The sequence below is a fragment of the Aquimarina spinulae genome, from assembly GCF_943373825.1.
GTDB lineage: Bacteria > Bacteroidota > Bacteroidia > Flavobacteriales > Flavobacteriaceae > Aquimarina > Aquimarina spinulae.
On sequence record NZ_CALSBP010000001.1, the window covers coordinates 557368 to 575677 of the forward strand.

At 34.5% G+C, this 18310-nt stretch carries 13 protein-coding genes; 7 read left to right on the top strand and 6 right to left on the bottom strand.

Annotated features, from left to right (window positions below):
* Positions 1-162: 162 nt before the first annotated feature.
* The 4 genes from NNH57_RS02575 (at position 163) to NNH57_RS02590 (ending at position 5251) form a co-directional block, all read left to right on the top strand.
* Positions 163-999: a DUF5694 domain-containing protein gene (locus NNH57_RS02575; protein WP_108808631.1), complete on the top strand. Its 837-nt coding sequence runs from the start codon at positions 163-165 to the stop codon at positions 997-999.
* A 207-nt stretch (positions 1000-1206) separates the two neighbouring features.
* On the top strand, positions 1207-3303 hold the full coding sequence (locus tag NNH57_RS02580) for a M12 family metallo-peptidase (protein ID WP_108808632.1): 2097 nt from the start codon (positions 1207-1209) through the stop codon (positions 3301-3303).
* A gap of 260 nt (positions 3304-3563) precedes the next feature.
* Positions 3564-4187: a hypothetical protein gene (locus NNH57_RS02585; protein WP_132065870.1), complete on the top strand. Its 624-nt coding sequence runs from the start codon at positions 3564-3566 to the stop codon at positions 4185-4187.
* Between the two features lie 149 nt (positions 4188-4336).
* Positions 4337-5251 carry a tetratricopeptide repeat protein gene (locus NNH57_RS02590; protein WP_074407754.1) on the top strand — a complete coding sequence of 305 codons (915 nt, stop codon included), beginning with the start codon at positions 4337-4339 and terminating at the stop codon, positions 5249-5251.
* A gap of 105 nt (positions 5252-5356) precedes the next feature.
* Here the strand turns inward: NNH57_RS02590 and NNH57_RS02595 are convergent, their stop codons facing one another.
* Genes NNH57_RS02595 through NNH57_RS02605 form a run of 3 tightly spaced genes read right to left on the bottom strand, consistent with a single transcriptional unit; the run spans position 5357 to position 11342 of the window.
* Positions 5357-7306 carry a S9 family peptidase gene (locus NNH57_RS02595; protein ID WP_074407753.1) on the bottom strand — a complete coding sequence of 650 codons (1950 nt, stop codon included), beginning with the start codon at positions 7304-7306 and terminating at the stop codon, positions 5357-5359.
* Between the two features lie 21 nt (positions 7307-7327).
* Positions 7328-10549: a VPS10 domain-containing protein gene (locus tag NNH57_RS02600; RefSeq protein ID WP_108808634.1), complete on the bottom strand. Its 3222-nt coding sequence runs from the start codon at positions 10547-10549 to the stop codon at positions 7328-7330.
* Positions 10550-10568: 19 nt separating this feature from the next.
* Complete coding sequence (locus NNH57_RS02605; RefSeq protein ID WP_108808635.1) at positions 10569-11342, bottom strand: MBL fold metallo-hydrolase; 774 nt, start codon at positions 11340-11342, stop codon at positions 10569-10571.
* Positions 11343-11457: 115 nt separating this feature from the next.
* Between NNH57_RS02605 and NNH57_RS02610 the strand changes: the two genes are divergently transcribed.
* Positions 11458-11694: a hypothetical protein gene (locus tag NNH57_RS02610; RefSeq protein ID WP_074407750.1), complete on the top strand. Its 237-nt coding sequence runs from the start codon at positions 11458-11460 to the stop codon at positions 11692-11694.
* Positions 11695-11701: 7 nt separating this feature from the next.
* On the opposite strand, the gene NNH57_RS02615 is transcribed toward NNH57_RS02610, so the two are convergent.
* The 3 genes from NNH57_RS02615 to NNH57_RS02625 form a co-directional block, all read right to left on the bottom strand.
* The gene (locus tag NNH57_RS02615) at positions 11702-13177 is read right to left on the bottom strand and encodes an SLC13 family permease (RefSeq protein WP_074407749.1); all 1476 of its coding nucleotides are present in this window, start codon (positions 13175-13177) and stop codon (positions 11702-11704) included.
* 193 nt (positions 13178-13370) lie between these two features.
* Positions 13371-13733 (bottom strand): hypothetical protein, encoded by a 363-nt coding sequence (locus NNH57_RS02620; protein WP_074407748.1) that lies wholly within the window; start codon positions 13731-13733, stop codon positions 13371-13373.
* Positions 13734-13993: 260 nt separating this feature from the next.
* Complete coding sequence (locus NNH57_RS02625) at positions 13994-15463, bottom strand: M28 family peptidase (RefSeq protein ID WP_074407747.1); 1470 nt, start codon at positions 15461-15463, stop codon at positions 13994-13996.
* Positions 15464-15661: 198 nt separating this feature from the next.
* Here NNH57_RS02625 and NNH57_RS02630 point away from each other — a divergent pair, with 198 nt between their 5' ends.
* Positions 15662-16792 carry a vWA domain-containing protein gene (locus tag NNH57_RS02630; RefSeq protein WP_074407746.1) on the top strand — a complete coding sequence of 377 codons (1131 nt, stop codon included), beginning with the start codon at positions 15662-15664 and terminating at the stop codon, positions 16790-16792.
* A 45-nt stretch (positions 16793-16837) separates the two neighbouring features.
* Positions 16838-18301, top strand: a complete 1464-nt coding sequence (locus NNH57_RS02635; protein ID WP_074407745.1) for a sigma 54-interacting transcriptional regulator — start codon at positions 16838-16840, stop codon at positions 18299-18301.
* Positions 18302-18310 lie beyond the last annotated feature (9 nt).

Here is an 18310-nt window from a genome sequence, read left to right on the forward strand (position 1 = left end):
TGCACACCAGAGTTCGAGGTAAGAAAATGATGTCAATTCGAGTGGTCTGATACTTCGACATGGCTCAGTACAGGTTGGAAGATTGTATCGAGAATAGTGATTTTCTTATGTTGAACTCCGGTTACAATACACTTAATTCAATACCTTAAAAATAATACCATTATGCGTAACCTCATTTTAATTTTAATTACTGTATTTGCCCTATGTTTATCCTGTAAAGCTCAGGATCAAAAACCTGTTATTAGTGTTTTGGGTATGATGCATTTACATAACCCGGGAGCCGATGAAGTAAATATGGATATGGGTAATATTCATTCTAATAAAAGACAGGCAGAATTAAAAGAACTTATTAATTTGATCGCTAAGTTTAAACCAACCAAGATTGCTATAGAATCGTCTTTAGGGGAGATCTTATGGAGCCAGATTTATTATACCAAGTATCTAAATGGAGTATTAGAAAAAGAAATAAGTGAAGAAGATAAGTGGAGAATGTCTAGCGAAACCGTCCAGGTATCTTACCCCTTGGCAAAACAAATGGGGCATAATAAATTGTATCCTATAGATGCACATACAGAGTTTGATACAGCTCCTGTTATCGTCTATGCAGAACAAAATAATCAAGATGTACAATTAGCCGAGTTTAAAGCGCTAATTAGTAGTATGCAAAAGGATGTAGAATCCATATCCAAAGGCTCTGTTTTAGACATTGTAAGATTTGCCAATTCTGAAGATTTTGATAAAAATTACAATCAAAAATTTTACCTGAAACACCTGATTTCTTTTGGTAAAGGGGATAATTATATGGGTACCGATGTGGTTGCAAAATGGTACTTTAGAAATTTAAAGATCTTTACTAACCTTAATAGAATTGTTACTCCTAAGGATAGAGTTTTAGTCATTTATGGTGCAGGCCATAAAGATATCCTGGTTGACCTTATTAAAGATAGAGCTGATTGGGAGTATTATAATATCAATACATTACTGTATTTTAAAAAATAATATACTTCGCAAAGGGTTTACCATAAGCAAAGAAGGTATTAAATATAATATGTTAATGCAATTTGTAAATAATGCTTTGTAACCTTTTTGGGATGGTTTTAAGTTTGTAACTTAGTGACACACAAACTATTTTGAATTTTTACTGAGGACGGTTTATGGGGCCAGAATCATAACTAAGTAAAGGTTCAAAATCTTAAAACCAAAAAAATGAAACGTATATTAACAATCGCCATTGCCTTTTTTACGGTAATGAGCTTTGCACAAACTCAACCACAAAAACCCAGTGAACTAGTAGCCCAGCAAAAATCATCGGGCTCAAATTTTGAAAACACCGAACTTTTTACCGCAACTGCTAAAAAAAGTAATTTACAAATTCCGAAACAACTTAAGGACTATGTATTGCTTTCTTTAGATCAAAGTAAGATGAAATCTTTACAAGGTAATTTCCCGAATACGATGAACTTAAGTATTCCGGGGCAGAAAGCAGCAATGTCACTAGACCTTGTTAAAGTAAGCATTAGAACAGACGATTTTTCGGCTATAGACATGCCTTCGGGCAAGATGCTTTCTCGTGATAACATAGCGCACTATCGTGGTGTAGTAAAAGGCCAGTCTAACTCTCTGGTAGCTCTAAGTTTTTATGAAGATAAGGTATCTGGTTTTATTAGTATCGATGGTCAGAACGGTAATTTGGTAGTTGGACCAGTGAAAAATAGTAAGAGCCATATCCTCTATAAAGATAAGGAAATTAGTTATTTATATGATTTTTCTTGCCAGGTAGAAGATGATATAGAAAAAGGAGGATACACTATTGAAGAATTAGCTGATAACCCACAAAGTAAAGCAGCTGCAAAATGTGTAAAAATATTCTTTGATATATGTACAGATATTGTAAGTGATAAGGGAGGCGCTCAGGCAGCTTCTAATTATATCGAAGCTGTATTTAATCAAGTAGCAGCGCTATATGCCAATGATCAGATTTCTCTTAAATTATCGGGTACCAAAGCCTGGACCTCTAATCAGCCTTTTAGCAATAACAGTCTGGATAGCTATATCAGCTATAAAAACCAAAATGGTCTTAATGGAGATTTAGGTCATATGGTAAATTATAGTTTTGGAGGAGGACTAGCCGGAGGAATCGGAACACTGTGTAACTCATCAAGAAAAGCTGCAGTTTCTGGTATCAAAGGTAGCTATCAAAATATACCTACCTATTCTTTTGATGTATTCTTAATATCTCATGAGGTAGGACATAATGTAGGATCACGACATACACATGCATGTGTATGGAATGGTAATAATACTGCAATAGATGGTTGTGCCGGTAGAACAGAAGGAAACTGTGCATTACCAGGAAACCCTGCCGGAGGAGGAACTATCATGAGTTATTGTCCGCAAACCAGTGTTGGAGTAAATTTCAATAAAGGATTTGGTTCACAACCTGCTAATGTAATCCGCAATTATATTGCAGGATCAAGTTGTTTACAATCTTGTGATGGTGGTGGATGTAATACAGGAGATGCTATATCGGTAACATTTACCAATAATACAGATTGTACCTTACAGTATTTCCAGAACAATTCTTTACAGGGATCTGCCAATGCCGGAGGTTCATATAATGCAAATACTACAGTAGGAAGTGCATGGCAAGCCAAAAAAGCTTCGGGAGGAGACACAGTAGATAACTTTACAATGACTTGTGGTCAAACTACCTATAATTCTTCAGGAAATTGTAGTAGTGGCGGTGGTAATTGTGATGGTGTAGCGCCTTGGTCTCCAAATGTTAACTATAATGTTGGTGATCGGGTAACCTATAATGGATCTTTGTATGAAAGAACCGCTACAGGATGGACTAATTTAGGACCATGTACTACAACAACCGATCCTTGTGCAGGAGTAGCACCATATTCTTCTGGTACTGTATATAATGTGGGTGACCGTGTGACGTATAATGGGTATCTATATGAAAGAACCGCTACAGGATGGACCAACTTAGGTGCTTGTGGAGGATCATTTAGTTCTGCTTTCAAAGGAGATGGACCAGCAGGAGGATTGCAATTAAAAGCATTCCCTAATCCAGCAAAAGATCTTTTAAATCTTGAAATTAGTAATGCGAAATCTTCTTCTCAAATCAGTATCAAGGATATAAACGGAAGAACATTAGAAATCTTAGATCTTAAAACGCCTCCGGGAGGAAATGTAGTAAGAAAAACAGTAGATATTAGTAAGTTATCTACGGGTATCTATTTTGTACAAGTTACTACCGATAGTAAAACACTTACTCAAAAGATTTTTGTAAAATAATTTTTTTAACAGTAATAAAATTGGCCCTAATTAAAGGCTGCCCGTACGGGCAGCCTTTTTTTTGTGATCTATTTACCGAGAAATAATATGATAATAAGAATAATTATAAAATATCCCTGAAAAACGGGTAGTGATAAACATAAAAAACAGATAGGTTTGTTGATAATTATTATAATGATAATAGAGATCTAGATAAACGAGTTCTGTACATTCATAACATTGAGTTGCAACTATGATCGCTAGATGTGAAAGATGTAGAAATGAGTTGGAAAAAAATAGCAAAAGTTACAAGTCTTTTAATAGTGCTATCTGTATTAAATAGTTGTAGGGTGCCTTGTAATATTATTATAAAAAAGTATTTTTTTACAGAAAGCGGAGCAGTAAGACCGGCTAAAAATAAATTTAAGCTAGGGCAAAATCCTTATTACCTTAAAGAGAGTGATCATATTAAAACAGATTGTGTATATCAATCTTGCTACAGATCCTATAACAGCGATGAAAAAATATATTTGGATTGTAATAATACAAACGAAGGCATTACTTTTCTTCGATTTTTTAAAAACGGTAGGTTCTTGATGACGTATTTGTCACCAACAGAAAGAAATCTTGAACATTATAATGATTTGAAAATTGGGTATGTTGGCTACTATAAGATAGAAGATGGAATTCTGTTCTTAGAATATTTTTCGGTAAATCGTTATGGAATGGCAGCTGATTGCGGAAGTTTTGATCAGTTTAGGTGTGAAATACATGAAAATTCAATATCATCATTTTCAGTAGGAGTTACTAATGACGATGAGTCGTACGACAGGAAAAACACACTTACTAACAATTCGTATGTAAAAGTAAAAGTTGAAGGGTTAACAGGAACTCCAGATTGGTGAAAAATGATTTGCAATACAATTATAAGATGTGATATTATTATACCTTAAAATGGATTGCACTGTATGTACCAGGCGGACAATATCACTTATAAATGAAATATACAACGGGTTATAAGTATTAAAATTAAATTCTTAAAATAAACTATAAAATGAAAACGATACGTGAGCATATTGGGTTACATCAGATTAACCTTTCGGGTTGCAATGTTTCTTCAAAATTAAAGGGAGAGATTCCAATTTTTGTTTTTGATTACCTGTCTATGAGTAAAACGCTGAGGTATCAGTTATCTACTCACACCTGTGAACTTTGTGGATATAATCCCGGTTCATTAGATATTACCTGGGTAGATGGGCAAGATGAACTCCTTAGAAAAGATATATCTTCATTTTGGTTTTGGGATGATAATGGATTAATTCCGTTTGCGTATATCGGAAAAGGAGCAGAAAAAGGCCCTTTTGGCGAACACGAAGGCGTTTTATTTTTGAATACGACGAATACCAGAGAATTTGACCAAATGCCGGTTGTAGTACTCAATGTAGAAAAAGATAATGTTAAACTTACCACTGTTGCCGATAATTTTGAAGCTTTAGAGATTATCAAAAGTGAAACTAATCGTCAACTTTCAGAACAATTGAAGCAGGAAGGAAACGGCTTTTTTGGTGAAGGTAACTTCGATGCAGCTGTCCAAAATTTTTGTAAGGCAATACAAGCAGATTATACAAATCCTAATCCCTACAATAACATAGGAATGATTTCGCAGGCAACCAATAACTATTTAGATAGAGGTGAAGCTTTTTTTCAAATCTCTTATCTAGTAGATCCAGAATATACAAATGGAATGCGGGGATATAGTGGTATACTCGCCAGTAGAGGGAACCTGGAAAAAGCAATAGAGGTTATGAAGGATTGTATCCAAATAGAAGAATCAGCAGTAAACTTTGCTATTTTGAGCCGTTATTACTTAGATAACGGTGATAGAGAAAATGCAGAAAAGTTTTGTTTGAAAGGAATAGAGATCGATCAAAATCATCCAGAGTTACAAAAGATAAAAGATAGTTTGTAACGCTATTGTTACCATGACTATCAAGAATAATAAAAGAGGCCGAATTCTTTGTTGTTAACTTAAGATTCAGCCTCTCTTTATGATATAAAATTTTTAGACTCTTTTTTAGGACTCCGAATCAATCTTAGTAGATTCGGTTTTACCGTCATTAATCATTTCGGTACCTGCGCTTTTTAAATATTTATCTAAGAACTTCAAAATTCTACCATAGGCTTCGATTTGATTTTCTTTTTTTACAAATCCATGTCCTTCATCCTCGAATAATACATATTCTACAGGAACACCACTTTTCTTAACTCCTTCTACAATTTCATCAGATTCTACTTTTAAAACTCTGGGATCTTTGGCTCCTTGAAGAACAATCAATGGTTTTGTAACTTTTTCAGTGTGAAAAAGTGGAGAAATTTGTCGTAAACGAACAGAATCAGCGGTATTTGGATCTCCCATTTCTGTGTACAACGCTTCTTTAAAAGATTCCCACCATGGCGGAATACTTTTTAATGTTCTTAACCAATTTGTAACTCCAAAAATATTTACACCAACCTTAAATTCTTCTGGAGTATAAGTAAGGGCTGCCATAGTCATATAACCTCCATAAGAACCACCAATGATTCCTATTTTATCGGCGTCTACGATATCTTGTTTTGCCAGCCAGTCTTTTCCTGCAACACAATCTTTTAGATCTTTATCCCCATGATTTCGATCATCCATTTTGAAAAAAGTCTTACCATAACCACTACTACCTCTGTTATTAACAGCTAATACAGCGTATCCATGATTTACCAGGTATTGAATTACAGAACTAAATCCTTGTCTGGATTGTCCTCCGGGGCCGCCATGAACCCAAACTAATGCAGGAACTTTATGATCAACAGTTGCTTGTTTAGGCTTATAATATATAGCAGGAATATCTAATCCATCAAAAGATTTAAAACGAACTACTTCTGAAGTAACCAAATGATCTGGATTGATATCTTTATTTAAAACATCTGTTAGCTTATGGTATTTTTTGGTTGCAAGATCATAAGAGTATGAATTGGTAGGCGTATTTGACCCTCCAACGCTAAGTAATGCCATAGATTCATCTCTCGAAAAACGTGCCCTATTAATTTGTTGATTTTCTATAGAAGGGAAATCAATAGTATTACCTGTGGCTACTTCTTTTACCTCCATAACCGTCTTAGCATCTTCATTGGTAAACATTACCTGGTATTTTCCGTTTTGGGTGAAGTAAAAACCAGAAATATCCCAGTTTTTTTCTAAAACCTTTTCTTTACTACCATCTTCAAGATTATACTTCATTAAGTAACTAAATTCTGCATTATCATCGGTAGTATAATAGAATGATTTACCATCTGGAGAAAAATCCTCTGGTGAGTTTCCGCTTAAGTTATCGTTAATCTTAACTTTTTCTTTGGTTTCGGTATTCAATAGATAAAGATCATTATCATTAGTATTGATAGACTTAGAAAGCGCTATATACTTTCTGTCTTCAGACATTCCGCCAAAATCCATCCCATCGGTATTCTGATAAATTAACTTGGATGTAAAATCAGCAATATCCATCTCATAATGATCCATATATTTAGGATCTCGCTCGTTAGTGGCATAAAAGAAACTTTTGCCATCTTTGGCCCATCCTCTAAACGAGGCTCTTACATTCTTTTCGGGAGTCAGACGTTTGATACCCGAACTGTCTTTGATAAAGAGTTTATGTATTTCATCACCATTACCATCCATTCTGAATAAGATTCTATCATCCTCGGGGAAATATGATAACCCAAAAACCGAAGCACTATCAGATTTGGTTACAGGTATAAGTTCACCACCATTGGTAGCAACAGTATACATATTATAGATTCCAGAACGGTTGCTTGTCATAAGCACCTTGGATTTATCTGCAGAAAATCCATTCGAAAATGCATTTTCATTATCCATAAATTGTTCTATCGAATACTGGTCGATTTTGATAGGCTGAGCGATTTCCTCTTTTTTTTCTTGCTTACAAGAGTAGAAGAGGAGCAGCCCCATACTAAGTGTGAATAGTTTTTTCATGAGTGTTTTATTTATCTGTTATTATTCTAAACTAAAATTCTTAATTTCTTTAAAAGGAGAGGCATCTAGCTTCTCAATAGCTTCGCGATATGGTTTCCAATCGTTTATAAAAAATTCGTTGGTTTTTACCAGTGCATCTTGTAACGCATCTTTAGCTTGTTTTATCAAGGTGTTTTCTGTAGAAGTTAGTCCGTTTTGACGGCTACCTACATACCATCCTGCTGTACCCATACGTTGCATCACCGTTACTTCTGGATTACGAGTGATTCCCTGACGCTTATCTTCCTTACCAAGATAGATAGCAATTACACTATCGATTTTTTTAGAAATATCTTTAGATAATTTAATCTGATCTTTATATTTCTTTTTATCTAATTTTTTAAGCTCTTTCTGGTATTTTGAAGCTATATCCTTACTCTCTACCAGTTGTTTTACAGCATCTGCTGCCGATTGCCTCATTTTTTCCATGTTTTTTGAAGCGGCATAAATTTCATTGATATTCTTCTGGGATATTTGTAATCTAGGATCAGATTTAACCTCGATCATAGTTTCAGATTTTTGATCCCCATATTCTAGTACCAGTTTATATTTCCCTGGTTTTACACCAACACCACCGGGTTCTCTATCTTGTTTTTGGATTTTTCGCGAAGGTCGATCAACACCTTTTTCATTCATAAACCATTTTGTTTTATGAAACCCTGTAGAATCGGGGGTCTTTTCTTTTAAGGTTCTGATCAAACGATCACCATCATAGATTTTAAGATGAATAGAATCCCATTTTACCTTGGCTTCTTCTTTCTCACTATCAGACTCATCTTCATTGCCTTCCTTTTTATCTTCTTCTTTGCTAGGTTCTTCTTTTTTCTTTTCTTCTACTTTAAGATAATATGAAATAAGAGCTCCATAGTCACGATTTTCACCATTATATAGGGCATCTCCTCCAAAACGACTACCTGTAGGTTGTTGATAAGCAGCTTGATATGCTGTAGGAGGATCAAAAAGATGTAATTTCTGACTTAAAATAGTGCTGTTTTTTGCCAATGCTCTTAGTGGTCGTATATCATCTAATACCCAGGCAGCTCTACCAAAAGTACCAATAACCAGATCATGCTCTCTAGGTTGTATTACCAAATCTTTTACCGATACGGTAGGAAAACCTTTGGTCCATTTTGTCCAACTGTTTCCTGCATTAAGAGAAATATACAATCCATCATCTGTACCCAGAAATAATAGGTTTTTTTCTATAGGATCTTCAACAATACTAAGCGTATAACTTTTTACGTCATTCTGGTTAACAATACGTTTCCAGGTCTTACCGTAATCCGTAGTTCTAAACGCATATGGTGTATAGTTAAATCTTCTGTAATCATTAGCGACCAAAAGAGCTTCTCCTTTCTTTTTGTTTGAGGCTTTGATTTGTACAATCCAGCTTCCTTTTGGTAATTCTTTTATATTATTAGATACATCGGTCCAGTTTGTTCCTCCGTTTTGAGTGATATGTACTCGGCCGTCATCGGTACTTGCCCAAAGCATATTTTGCTCTAGCGGCGAAGGCTCAACAACCAAAACAGTACAGTGATTTTCTGCACCTGTAGCATCCATTGTTAATCCACCGCTTTCTGCTTGTTTTAACTTCTCGGGATTGTTTGTCGAAAGATCGGGAGATATCACTTTCCAGGTAAGTCCCTTATCTGTACTCTTGTGTACAAACTGACTTCCGAAATAGATTGTACTATTATCAAATGGATCAATATTGATTGCTGCATTCCAGTTAAAACGCAATTTTACTTTAGGATCGGGGTGAGTAGGGCGCACCGTATAATTGTTACCCGTCATCCAATCATAGCGGCTTACATATCCTTGCTGACTCATCGTCCATCCATATCTAGAGTCATCTTTATCGGGTACAACATCAAACCCATCACCAAATGATATTTCCTGCCAGTATGAGTTTCTGATTCCTTGTGCTTTCCATACATAAGCAGGACCTCTCCAGCTACCATTATCCTGCATACCTCCGTATACATTATAAGGAAATTCGTTGTCTACATTAATATGATAAAATTGTGCGACAGGAAGATTTCCTATAAAACGCCAGGATTTACCTCCATCACGAGTGATGTTTAGTCCCCCATCATTACCATCAATCATATAACTCCCATCATTAGGGTGAATCCACCATGCATGATGATCTGGGTGTACTCCATTATCAACACCATAAGCAGGCATCAACTGTGTAAAGTTTTTACCACCATCTTCAGAAACATTTACATAGGTAAATACAGAATATACTCGATTCTCATTTTGTGGGTCTACGAATATATCAGAGTAATAAAAAGGACGATTACCGATATCTTTTTTATCATTAATTTTTTTCCATTTAAACCCTCCGTCTGTTGATTTGTATAGTGCATTCTTTTTGGCCTCGACCAATGCATATACAATATTAGGTTTATTAGGTGCTATTGCTAATCCTATTCTACCTAAATTACCTTTTGGAAGCCCGTCTTTATCAGTACGTTCTTCCCAGTTCTTCCCTCCATCATGAGTGATGTAAAGACCAGAACCTTCTCCTCCCGAATTAAAAAACCATGGGTCACGCTTATGTTCCCACATAGCAACTATTAACTTGTTAGGATTTGTAGGATCCATGACTAGATCTGCAGCTCCGGTTTTATTGTTATTAAATAGAATTTTGGTCCAGGTAGTACCTCCATCGGTAGTTTTAAAAACTCCTCTTTCTGGATGCTCCCCCCAGGGAGATCCAATTGCTGCAACATAAACGATATCAGGATTAGTAGGATCAATGATTACTTTATGTATGTGACGGGTTTTCTCTAACCCCATAAGTTTCCAATTTTTACCACCATCCAGAGATCTATAAATACCATATCCACCATTAAGACTATTTCTAGGATTTCCTTCTCCTGTACCTACCCAGATTACCGATGGATTTGATTGTTGGATAGCCACGGCTCCAATAGAAGCAGTAGCTTCATTATTAAAAATAGGAGCCCATTTGATCCCTCCAGAAGTAGATTTCCAGAGTCCACCAGAAGCGGTTCCCGCATATATAATATCAGGATTGGTAGTTACCACATCTATAGCAGTGACACGACCACTCATTCCTCCAGGACCTATATTACGCGGAGTGTTATCTTTAATAAGATCCATAGTGAATTTCTGTGCAGATAATGTAGAAATCACACCTAGTAGTAACAGTAAAAATATTCGTTTTTTCATTTTTTTGGTTGTGAATTAATTATAGTTGTATTTGTTGTTCTAATGTTGTGAGAAAATATATATCGGGATATCTGTTTTTTAAATCTAAAAGCTCTTTCTTTTTTATTTTGGGCGAAATATGGGTAGCGATTACCTTTTTCGGATTGATATATTTTTTAATCAATATTGATGCATCATCTTGTAAAAGCATCCAATACGGCAGAATAGCAACGTCGATACTGGCACCATGTAATTGTAGCGTATTAAACAATTCGATTTCTTCGAGCCAGTTGGTATCTCCTACATGCAGAAATTTCTTATTGTTTATTTTAATAATGTATCCTACATTCTCTACAGCAACATGCCTTTTACCAGCATGATTTATTTTGAGTCCTGTAACCGTTACTTTACCAATATCTATAGTTTGTTTGGTATAGTCTTTTGTTGTAATTGTAACTACTCGATCTTCAAAATCAGAGAAATTCTTAGTGATTTGATTTGCTCCAAAAAGGACAGCTTTTTTGTTTAAGACTAAATACTCCCGTGATAACGAGGCACTAAAATGATCCCCATGGTAGTGTGTGAATAAAATAACATTAGGTTTAAATCTGGTATTGATTTTATGAACTACCTCTTTAGAAGGAAATAGATAATCATCTCCATATTTTGTGTGCAGACCATCGATTAGTACAGAAGATTGATGATCCGATATAAGAACCCCCATATTACCTGTATAGGTAAGTGTTATATTTTCTTGTGAAATACCAGAAATACTGTAAAGAAGACCAGAAAGAAAGAAGAATATTTTTAACACGTTCTAATGGGTTGGTTTTGAAAAGTCTAAAGTAAATAAAATGAATATGCTAAAGTCTTAAAGCCGTGTTAAGGTAAAATGGGGTAAATTTGAAAGATTAAAAATCGTATTTATAATGAAATATATAGAACTCACACTTAAGAATCATACAATCCTTCATGGCTTTGATGCTCGAAATCGAGAAATTACAGAAGAAGTAGAAGTAGAAGAGGCTTCAAAAAAAATAGTAGCGGTTAAGAGAATTTTATCGATCAGCGAAAAGTATATTTTAATAAAATATGCATATGATAGAGTTGTATACTGGGAATATATGGAGGATTATGAAACTATAAAAAAGATACTTGTATCATAAGTGATAGTTATATTTTTTTAAATTCCTTTGGAAAAGAGGAAGGTTCAAAATCCCAGAAATAGGGAAGTAGATAGTAAGTGATTACTATAATTAAGATAATAGATATAATGTTTAACCAAAATCCTTTTTTCATCATATCAGGAATGGTCAAATAGCCCGAACCAAATACCACTGCGTTAGGTGGAGTAGCTACGGGAAGCATGAACGCACATGATGCTGCAATTGTAGCACCTACCATAAGAATAAATGGATGCACATCAAGTGATAGCGCCATTGATGCCAAAACAGGTAATAACATTGAAGTAGTAGCAACATTTGATGTGATTTCGGTTAAGAAATTTACCGCAGTAACAATAAAAGCCAAAAGAGTAATCAAATAAACTCCTTGCAATAATGTCATTTGTGTACCGATCCATAGTGCTAATCCCGATTCTTTAAAACCAGACGCCAAAGCAAGACCACCACCAAATAGTAAAAGTACACCCCATGGTAACTTTACTGCCGATTGCCAGTTCATTAATGGTTTTCCTTTTTCTCGACTGGGTAGAAGAAAAAGAAGTAATGCTGCAGTAATGGCAATTATAGTATCGTCTATAGCCGAAAAAATAGGCTGTAATAAAAATGACCTTGTAATCCAGGCAAAAGCAGTGCATATAAATACGGCGAGTACCAGTTTTTCTTCAAAAGATATCTTGCCTAATTCTTTCAGTTGTCTTTTTACCTCATTTTTCCCCCCAGGAAATTCTTTCTGTTTAAAAGAAAATGCGATTTGAACCAAATAACGCCAACAGATGAATAACATTATTAGTGAGATAGGCAAACCTATAACAATCCAATTGGTAAATGTGATCTCAAAACCATAAATTTCTTTAACAATCCCAGCTAGAATAAGATTAGTAGGAGTTCCTATAAGTGAAGCAACTCCTCCAATAGATGCACTATATGCTATAGCGAGCATTAGCGCTTTTCCGAAGATTTTATTTTCATCTTCGATAGTGTTTGGATTATCGGTAAGTTGAGTAATTATTGCTATACCAATAGGTAACATCATTACAGATGTCGCAGTGTTAGAAATCCACATCGATAAAAATGCTGTAGCAATCATAAAACCAAGAATCATGGTTTTAACATTGGTACCAATAATATTTATAATGCTTAATGCGATACGTTTATGTAGATTCCATCTCTCTATCCCAATAGCCAATATAAACCCGCCTGCATATAAGAAGATATTATGATTGCCAAATGCTGCAGTTGTCGTTTTAATATCTAAACCACCAGATAACGGAAATAAAACAATGGGCAATAGCGAAGTGGCAGCAATAGGAATAGCCTCGGTAATCCACCATATAGCAATCCATAAAGTACTAGCTAGTATTGCATTGGCTTCTTTACTTAAACCCTCGGGGTGAAAAAAAAATAGTACAAGAAAAAAAATTGCAGGGCCAGATATAGCTCCTATTTTTTTAATACTTACATTCATGCGATGCTGTTGTTAAGAAATCATAGGTTTAGTAAATGATTGATAAAAGTATAGATAAAAGAATTAAATCTTTACCCTAAAGCGTAGAAATATTACTTCGGGAGTATAGGGTAATAGTTAGGTTGGTCTGCATAAATTCTATAAAAGAGAATATGGCAGAAAGAAAAAGGATGTATTGTATAAATGGGTTTTGTTAAGGTATCATAACCTTTGATTTGTCACTATTTCGTGCAGAAATTAGATGAAAGTTTTTATCAACTTTTACAATAATTATTTTACCAGTATGTAAATTTACCATCTTCCATCTAAACCCATAGGATGTTTCGAAAATCGCAGATCTTGCCGTTTTCCGTAAATCAATTTCATCAATGTTTTCGACAATTTGATTCGCCAAAAGATCAAGTCCTCTTTCTTTAACTTCTTCTGTAGAAAGTTTACGATCACGAGGGTTTTGACTTTGATCAATAGTAATTTCGTATGAAGACGCTTCAATACTACTATTAGGAAATACTAAAAAAGAGAAAAATACTAAAAAAGAGAGTATGTAATTTTTCATAATCTAACGATTTTGTGAATTACATACTATATCACTGAATAATATGCAATTACGTTGGGTTTACGTGTATTGTCATAAGTATTTGTATAGTGCTTAACAATTATCTTAAAAAGGGGTATTGTAAAATTAACGCTTAAATACCTTTTTTATGATATTATTATGTTAAAAAAATGATAATTTCTCTTAAAATTTTGCTTTTCTACCTTTTATTGTTATAAAAAATCAATTTCCGTAGTTTTAATACGGTGATTACTTTATTCTCATTTCTTGTATAGTTTTTTACCAGCCTCATAATATTTATCTCCTTCTATCCAAAAAGGAGTTGTTTCATTGTTAGCAATGTTTCTGCAGGCTAAAACATAGGACTGAAAAAACTTAAATAAATAGTCGTAATCTAAAGTATCGGGATTGTCGGTAACCTGGTGGTAGTACTTTGTGATTTCTTCGTCAAAAGCAGTGAATCCCATACTAAAAGTAGGTGCAGGAATCCCTTTTGCAGCAAAGTGTACATTATCAGATCGATCAAATAATCCTTGTTCGGGAGCAGGATCATCAATGGCTTTTAGTCCAAATTTGGTAGCAGCGTCTTCAATATCCTTTTGTGCAGTTGTTCTGCTTAAACCAATAATCGTTGCCAGTGTTGTGTCATTATAACCTCCATTATCACTATTAAAGCAATATACCATTTGGTGTAAAGGAATTACAGGGTGGTCTACATACCACTTACTTCCTAATAGCCCTTTCTCTTCTCCTGTAAATAGGATAAAAAGCGCCGATCTTTTGGTTGGGTATTTTGCAATATTTTCTGCCGCAGAAAGTACAGTAACGGTACCTACTGCATTATCTCTGGCTCCATTGTATATCGAATCATTTTCAACAGCTTTACCGATACCCACATGATCGTAATGAGCAGAATAAATGATGTATTCATTTTTAAGTTTGGGATCAGTACCTTCTACATAACCAATGACGTTTTGCGAAGTAACCGCACTTTTTTTAATTCCCTCAATAGTAAATTCGATATCAATCTCTTTATTTGTAGTAAATAGTTTACTAATATCTTCATTTTTGTCATTTATCCATGTATGAGAAAAGCTGTCTGCATCTTCTTTTTGATCTGCAACAATCATTTTTTCACCATTTAAATAGTGCTCTAATCTCATCCACGTTGGGTCATCAAAATTAGAAACCTCAATAATACCTATGGCACCTTTTTGTTTGGCGAGAGTATTCTTTTCTTTAGCTGTAGAAAAAGCTGGCCTGATATTTTTGTTGTCTTTAGTTCCTATAATAGTAATTACATATTTCCCTTTTACATCAATAGTATTATAATCTTCTTCTAGACCGTAATTTAAGAAAACGGCTTTTCCTTTATAATTGGCATTTCCCGATGCTACTGTAGCTATTTTATTAAGAACTAAAGCTCCTGTTTTAAATTCGGTCTTTGTAGCTCCAGACGTTTTCTCCAGCTCCACATTTTGAAGATAACTGGTGGTCTCGGGAATTGGTTTTACTCCATATCCTCGTAGCATATTGGCAAGATATTGCGCAGCAATTTTGTTTTCGGGACTTCCGGTTTGCCTACCTTTTAGTTCATCTGAAGCCAGAAAATAAATATGCCCTTCAATTTCACTTTTAGAAACAGTAGATTTTACTTTTTCGACATCATCCTGTGCCGAAATAGAGATTGTAAAAAGAAAAAGTAACGAGAGTATAATAGATTTTTTCATGAGTGAGTATGATATAATTGTGTGATCAAATTAATGGTATAGCATAGCTACCTTCTTTTCAAAGATAACAATTGTTTGTACTTTGTTATAATACAAGAAGTTGTTTTCTAATAAATGTTGTCAAAAATAAATGTTAATTCTCATTTCTTCGATAGATAATAAGTTCTTATCTTTTATAAATTATACTAACTTTATCTAATGAAAAAAGAAAAGAAAGTATTTAGAAAAGGCTTTGCATTCAAAATCTTTGAGGCGCCAGAACAATCTCTGTTTGATAAGCTTTTTGATATTTTTCAGGAAGTTATCACTCATACTTCAGGAGATCTTGATGAGGCTTTAGACTGGATGAGAGAATTGGATAAAGAATATCAGCTTACCGATGAGAATTACACGCTAGATGATTTTGTAGAGGATTTAAAAAAGAAGGGGTACATTCGAGAAGAGATAAAACCAGATGGTAAAGGAGGGATGTCTATTACAGCCAAAACCGAACAGGCAATTCGCAAAAGGGCATTGGATCAAATTTTTGGAAAGCTAAAACGAAGCGGAGCAGGTAATCACAGAACAAATTATATTGGTAAAGGAGATGAACACTCTGGGGAGTTTCGTAATTATCAGTATGGAGATTCGTTAGAGCAAATATCAATAACAGAAAGCCTTAAAAATGCGCAAATCAATCATGGTATTGGTGATTTAAATCTTACCGAAGATGACCTTGTAGTCGAAGAAACCCAGTATAAAGCACAAATGAGTACAGTACTAATGATTGATATTAGTCACAGTATGATTCTATATGGTGAGGATCGTATAACTCCTGCCAAGAAAGTTGCAATGGCACTTGCAGAGCTTATTATTACCAAATATCCTAAAGATACATTGGATATATTGGTTTTTGGTAATGATGCATGGCCAATTGCGATCAAAGATTTGCCTTACTTACAGGTAGGACCATATCATACGAATACCGTAGCAGGTTTACAGTTGGCTATGGATATGTTGCGAAGAAAACGTAATACAAACAAGCAGATTTTTATGATTACCGATGGTAAACCCAGTTGTTTAAGAATGCCAGATGGGCAATACTATAAAAATAGTAATGGATTAGACAGGTATATTGTAAGCAAATGTTATATGATGGCTCAACAAGCCAGGAAGTTACATATCCCCATAACGACTTTTATGATTGCGCAAGACCCTTATTTAATGCAGTTTGTAAGAGAGTTTACCTATGCGAATCAAGGAAAAGCATTTTATACCGGTCTTAATGGTTTAGGTGAAATGATTTTTGAAGATTATGAAACAAATAGAAAAAAAAGAATACGAGGATAAACTCGTTTTGATTTTAAAAGTAATTGTAAGAACGAAAAGAAAAAAATGAAAGTTTTAGATATAAAGACATTAGGCCAGTTAAAAAAATCGGGATATAAAAGTATATCGATAAAAGATGAATTAAGAAACAATCTAAGAACTAAGATTAGTAATAACAAAGATACTTTTACTGGTATTCATGGATATGAAAATACGGTGATTCCCGAATTAGAAAGAGCAATTCTTTCTAGGCATAATATTAATTTATTAGGGTTAAGGGGGCAGGCAAAAACTCGTTTGGCAAGACAAATGATAAACCTGCTGGATGAATGGGTTCCTGTGGTAGAGGGTTCAGAAATTAATGATGATCCGTTTCATCCTATTTCTAGATATGCTACTAACTTGATAGAAGAAAAAGGAGACGACACACCCATTAGTTGGTTGCATCGATCAGAACGTTTTGCAGAAAAATTAGCAACTCCAGATGTTACTGTAGCAGATATAATAGGAGATGTAGATCCAATTAAAGCCGCTAATCTAAAATTAAGCTATGCAGATGATCGTGTGATTCATTTTGGGATGATCCCAAGAGCAAACCGAAGTATTTTTGTTATTAATGAATTACCAGATTTACAAGCTCGTATACAAGTTGCATTATTTAATATTTTACAAGAAGGTGATATCCAGATTAGAGGATTTAAGCTTCGATTACCATTAGATATACAATTTGTGTTTACAGCAAACCCAGAGGATTATACGAATCGCGGAAGCATTGTAACACCTTTAAAAGATAGAATAGGCTCACAGATTCTTACTCACTATCCCAAAACTGTAGCAATAGCAAAAACAATTACCCAGCAGGAGGCTAAATTAGATTCGAGGCAAGCCGATTTGGTTTGTGTACCAGAGATAGCAAAGGACTTATTAGAACAAATTAGTTTTCAGGCTAGAGAAAGTGAGTTTATTGATCATAAAAGTGGTATAAGTGCCAGGATGAGTATTACTGCTTATGAAAATTTGTTAAGTATGGCAGAATACAGAGCCTTACGATCTGGTGATGATCAAACAGTATTGCGATTAAGCGATTTTACCGGGGTTATTCCTGCTATTACCGGTAAAGTAGAATTGGTATATGAAGGAGAGCAGGAGGGAGCTGCTTCTGTAGCAAATTCCTTAATTGCTGATGCTATCAAGACTTTATTTCCCGAATACTTTCCGAAAATCGAAAAACTAGAAAAAGAAGGCTATGAAAGCCCATATCAAAACCTAATAAATTGGTTTTTTGAAGAGAGCGGATTCGAATTACTAGATGATATATCGGATAAAGAGTATAAAGAAAAACTAAATGCCATTACGCCACTTAAAAATCTGATTAATGAATATCATCCCGAAATGAGTACAGAAGAAAGTTATTTTATGATGGAATTCTTATTGTGGGGATTGGTAGAGTTTAAAAAACTAAGTAAACATAGATTGTCAGAAGGATTTCATTTTAATGATCTTTATGGGAGTTATATAAGTGGATTATAGTTTTAAAAT

Coding starts and splice junctions, on each gene's coding strand:
- NNH57_RS02635 (WP_074407745.1), top strand. CDS start 16,838: ATGAAAGTTTTAGATATAAAGACATTAGGCCAGTTAAAAAAATCGGGA.
- NNH57_RS02590 (WP_074407754.1), top strand. CDS start 4,337: ATGAAAACGATACGTGAGCATATTGGGTTACATCAGATTAACCTTTCG.
- NNH57_RS02625 (WP_074407747.1), bottom strand. CDS start 15,463: ATGAAAAAATCTATTATACTCTCGTTACTTTTTCTTTTTACAATCTCT.
- NNH57_RS02610 (WP_074407750.1), top strand. CDS start 11,458: ATGAAATATATAGAACTCACACTTAAGAATCATACAATCCTTCATGGC.
- NNH57_RS02595 (WP_074407753.1), bottom strand. CDS start 7,306: ATGAAAAAACTATTCACACTTAGTATGGGGCTGCTCCTCTTCTACTCT.
- NNH57_RS02600 (WP_108808634.1), bottom strand. CDS start 10,549: ATGAAAAAACGAATATTTTTACTGTTACTACTAGGTGTGATTTCTACA.
- NNH57_RS02615 (WP_074407749.1), bottom strand. CDS start 13,177: ATGAATGTAAGTATTAAAAAAATAGGAGCTATATCTGGCCCTGCAATT.
- NNH57_RS02630 (WP_074407746.1), top strand. CDS start 15,662: ATGAAAAAAGAAAAGAAAGTATTTAGAAAAGGCTTTGCATTCAAAATC.
- NNH57_RS02575 (WP_108808631.1), top strand. CDS start 163: ATGCGTAACCTCATTTTAATTTTAATTACTGTATTTGCCCTATGTTTA.
- NNH57_RS02620 (WP_074407748.1), bottom strand. CDS start 13,733: ATGAAAAATTACATACTCTCTTTTTTAGTATTTTTCTCTTTTTTAGTA.
- NNH57_RS02585 (WP_132065870.1), top strand. CDS start 3,564: ATGAGTTGGAAAAAAATAGCAAAAGTTACAAGTCTTTTAATAGTGCTA.
- NNH57_RS02580 (WP_108808632.1), top strand. CDS start 1,207: ATGAAACGTATATTAACAATCGCCATTGCCTTTTTTACGGTAATGAGC.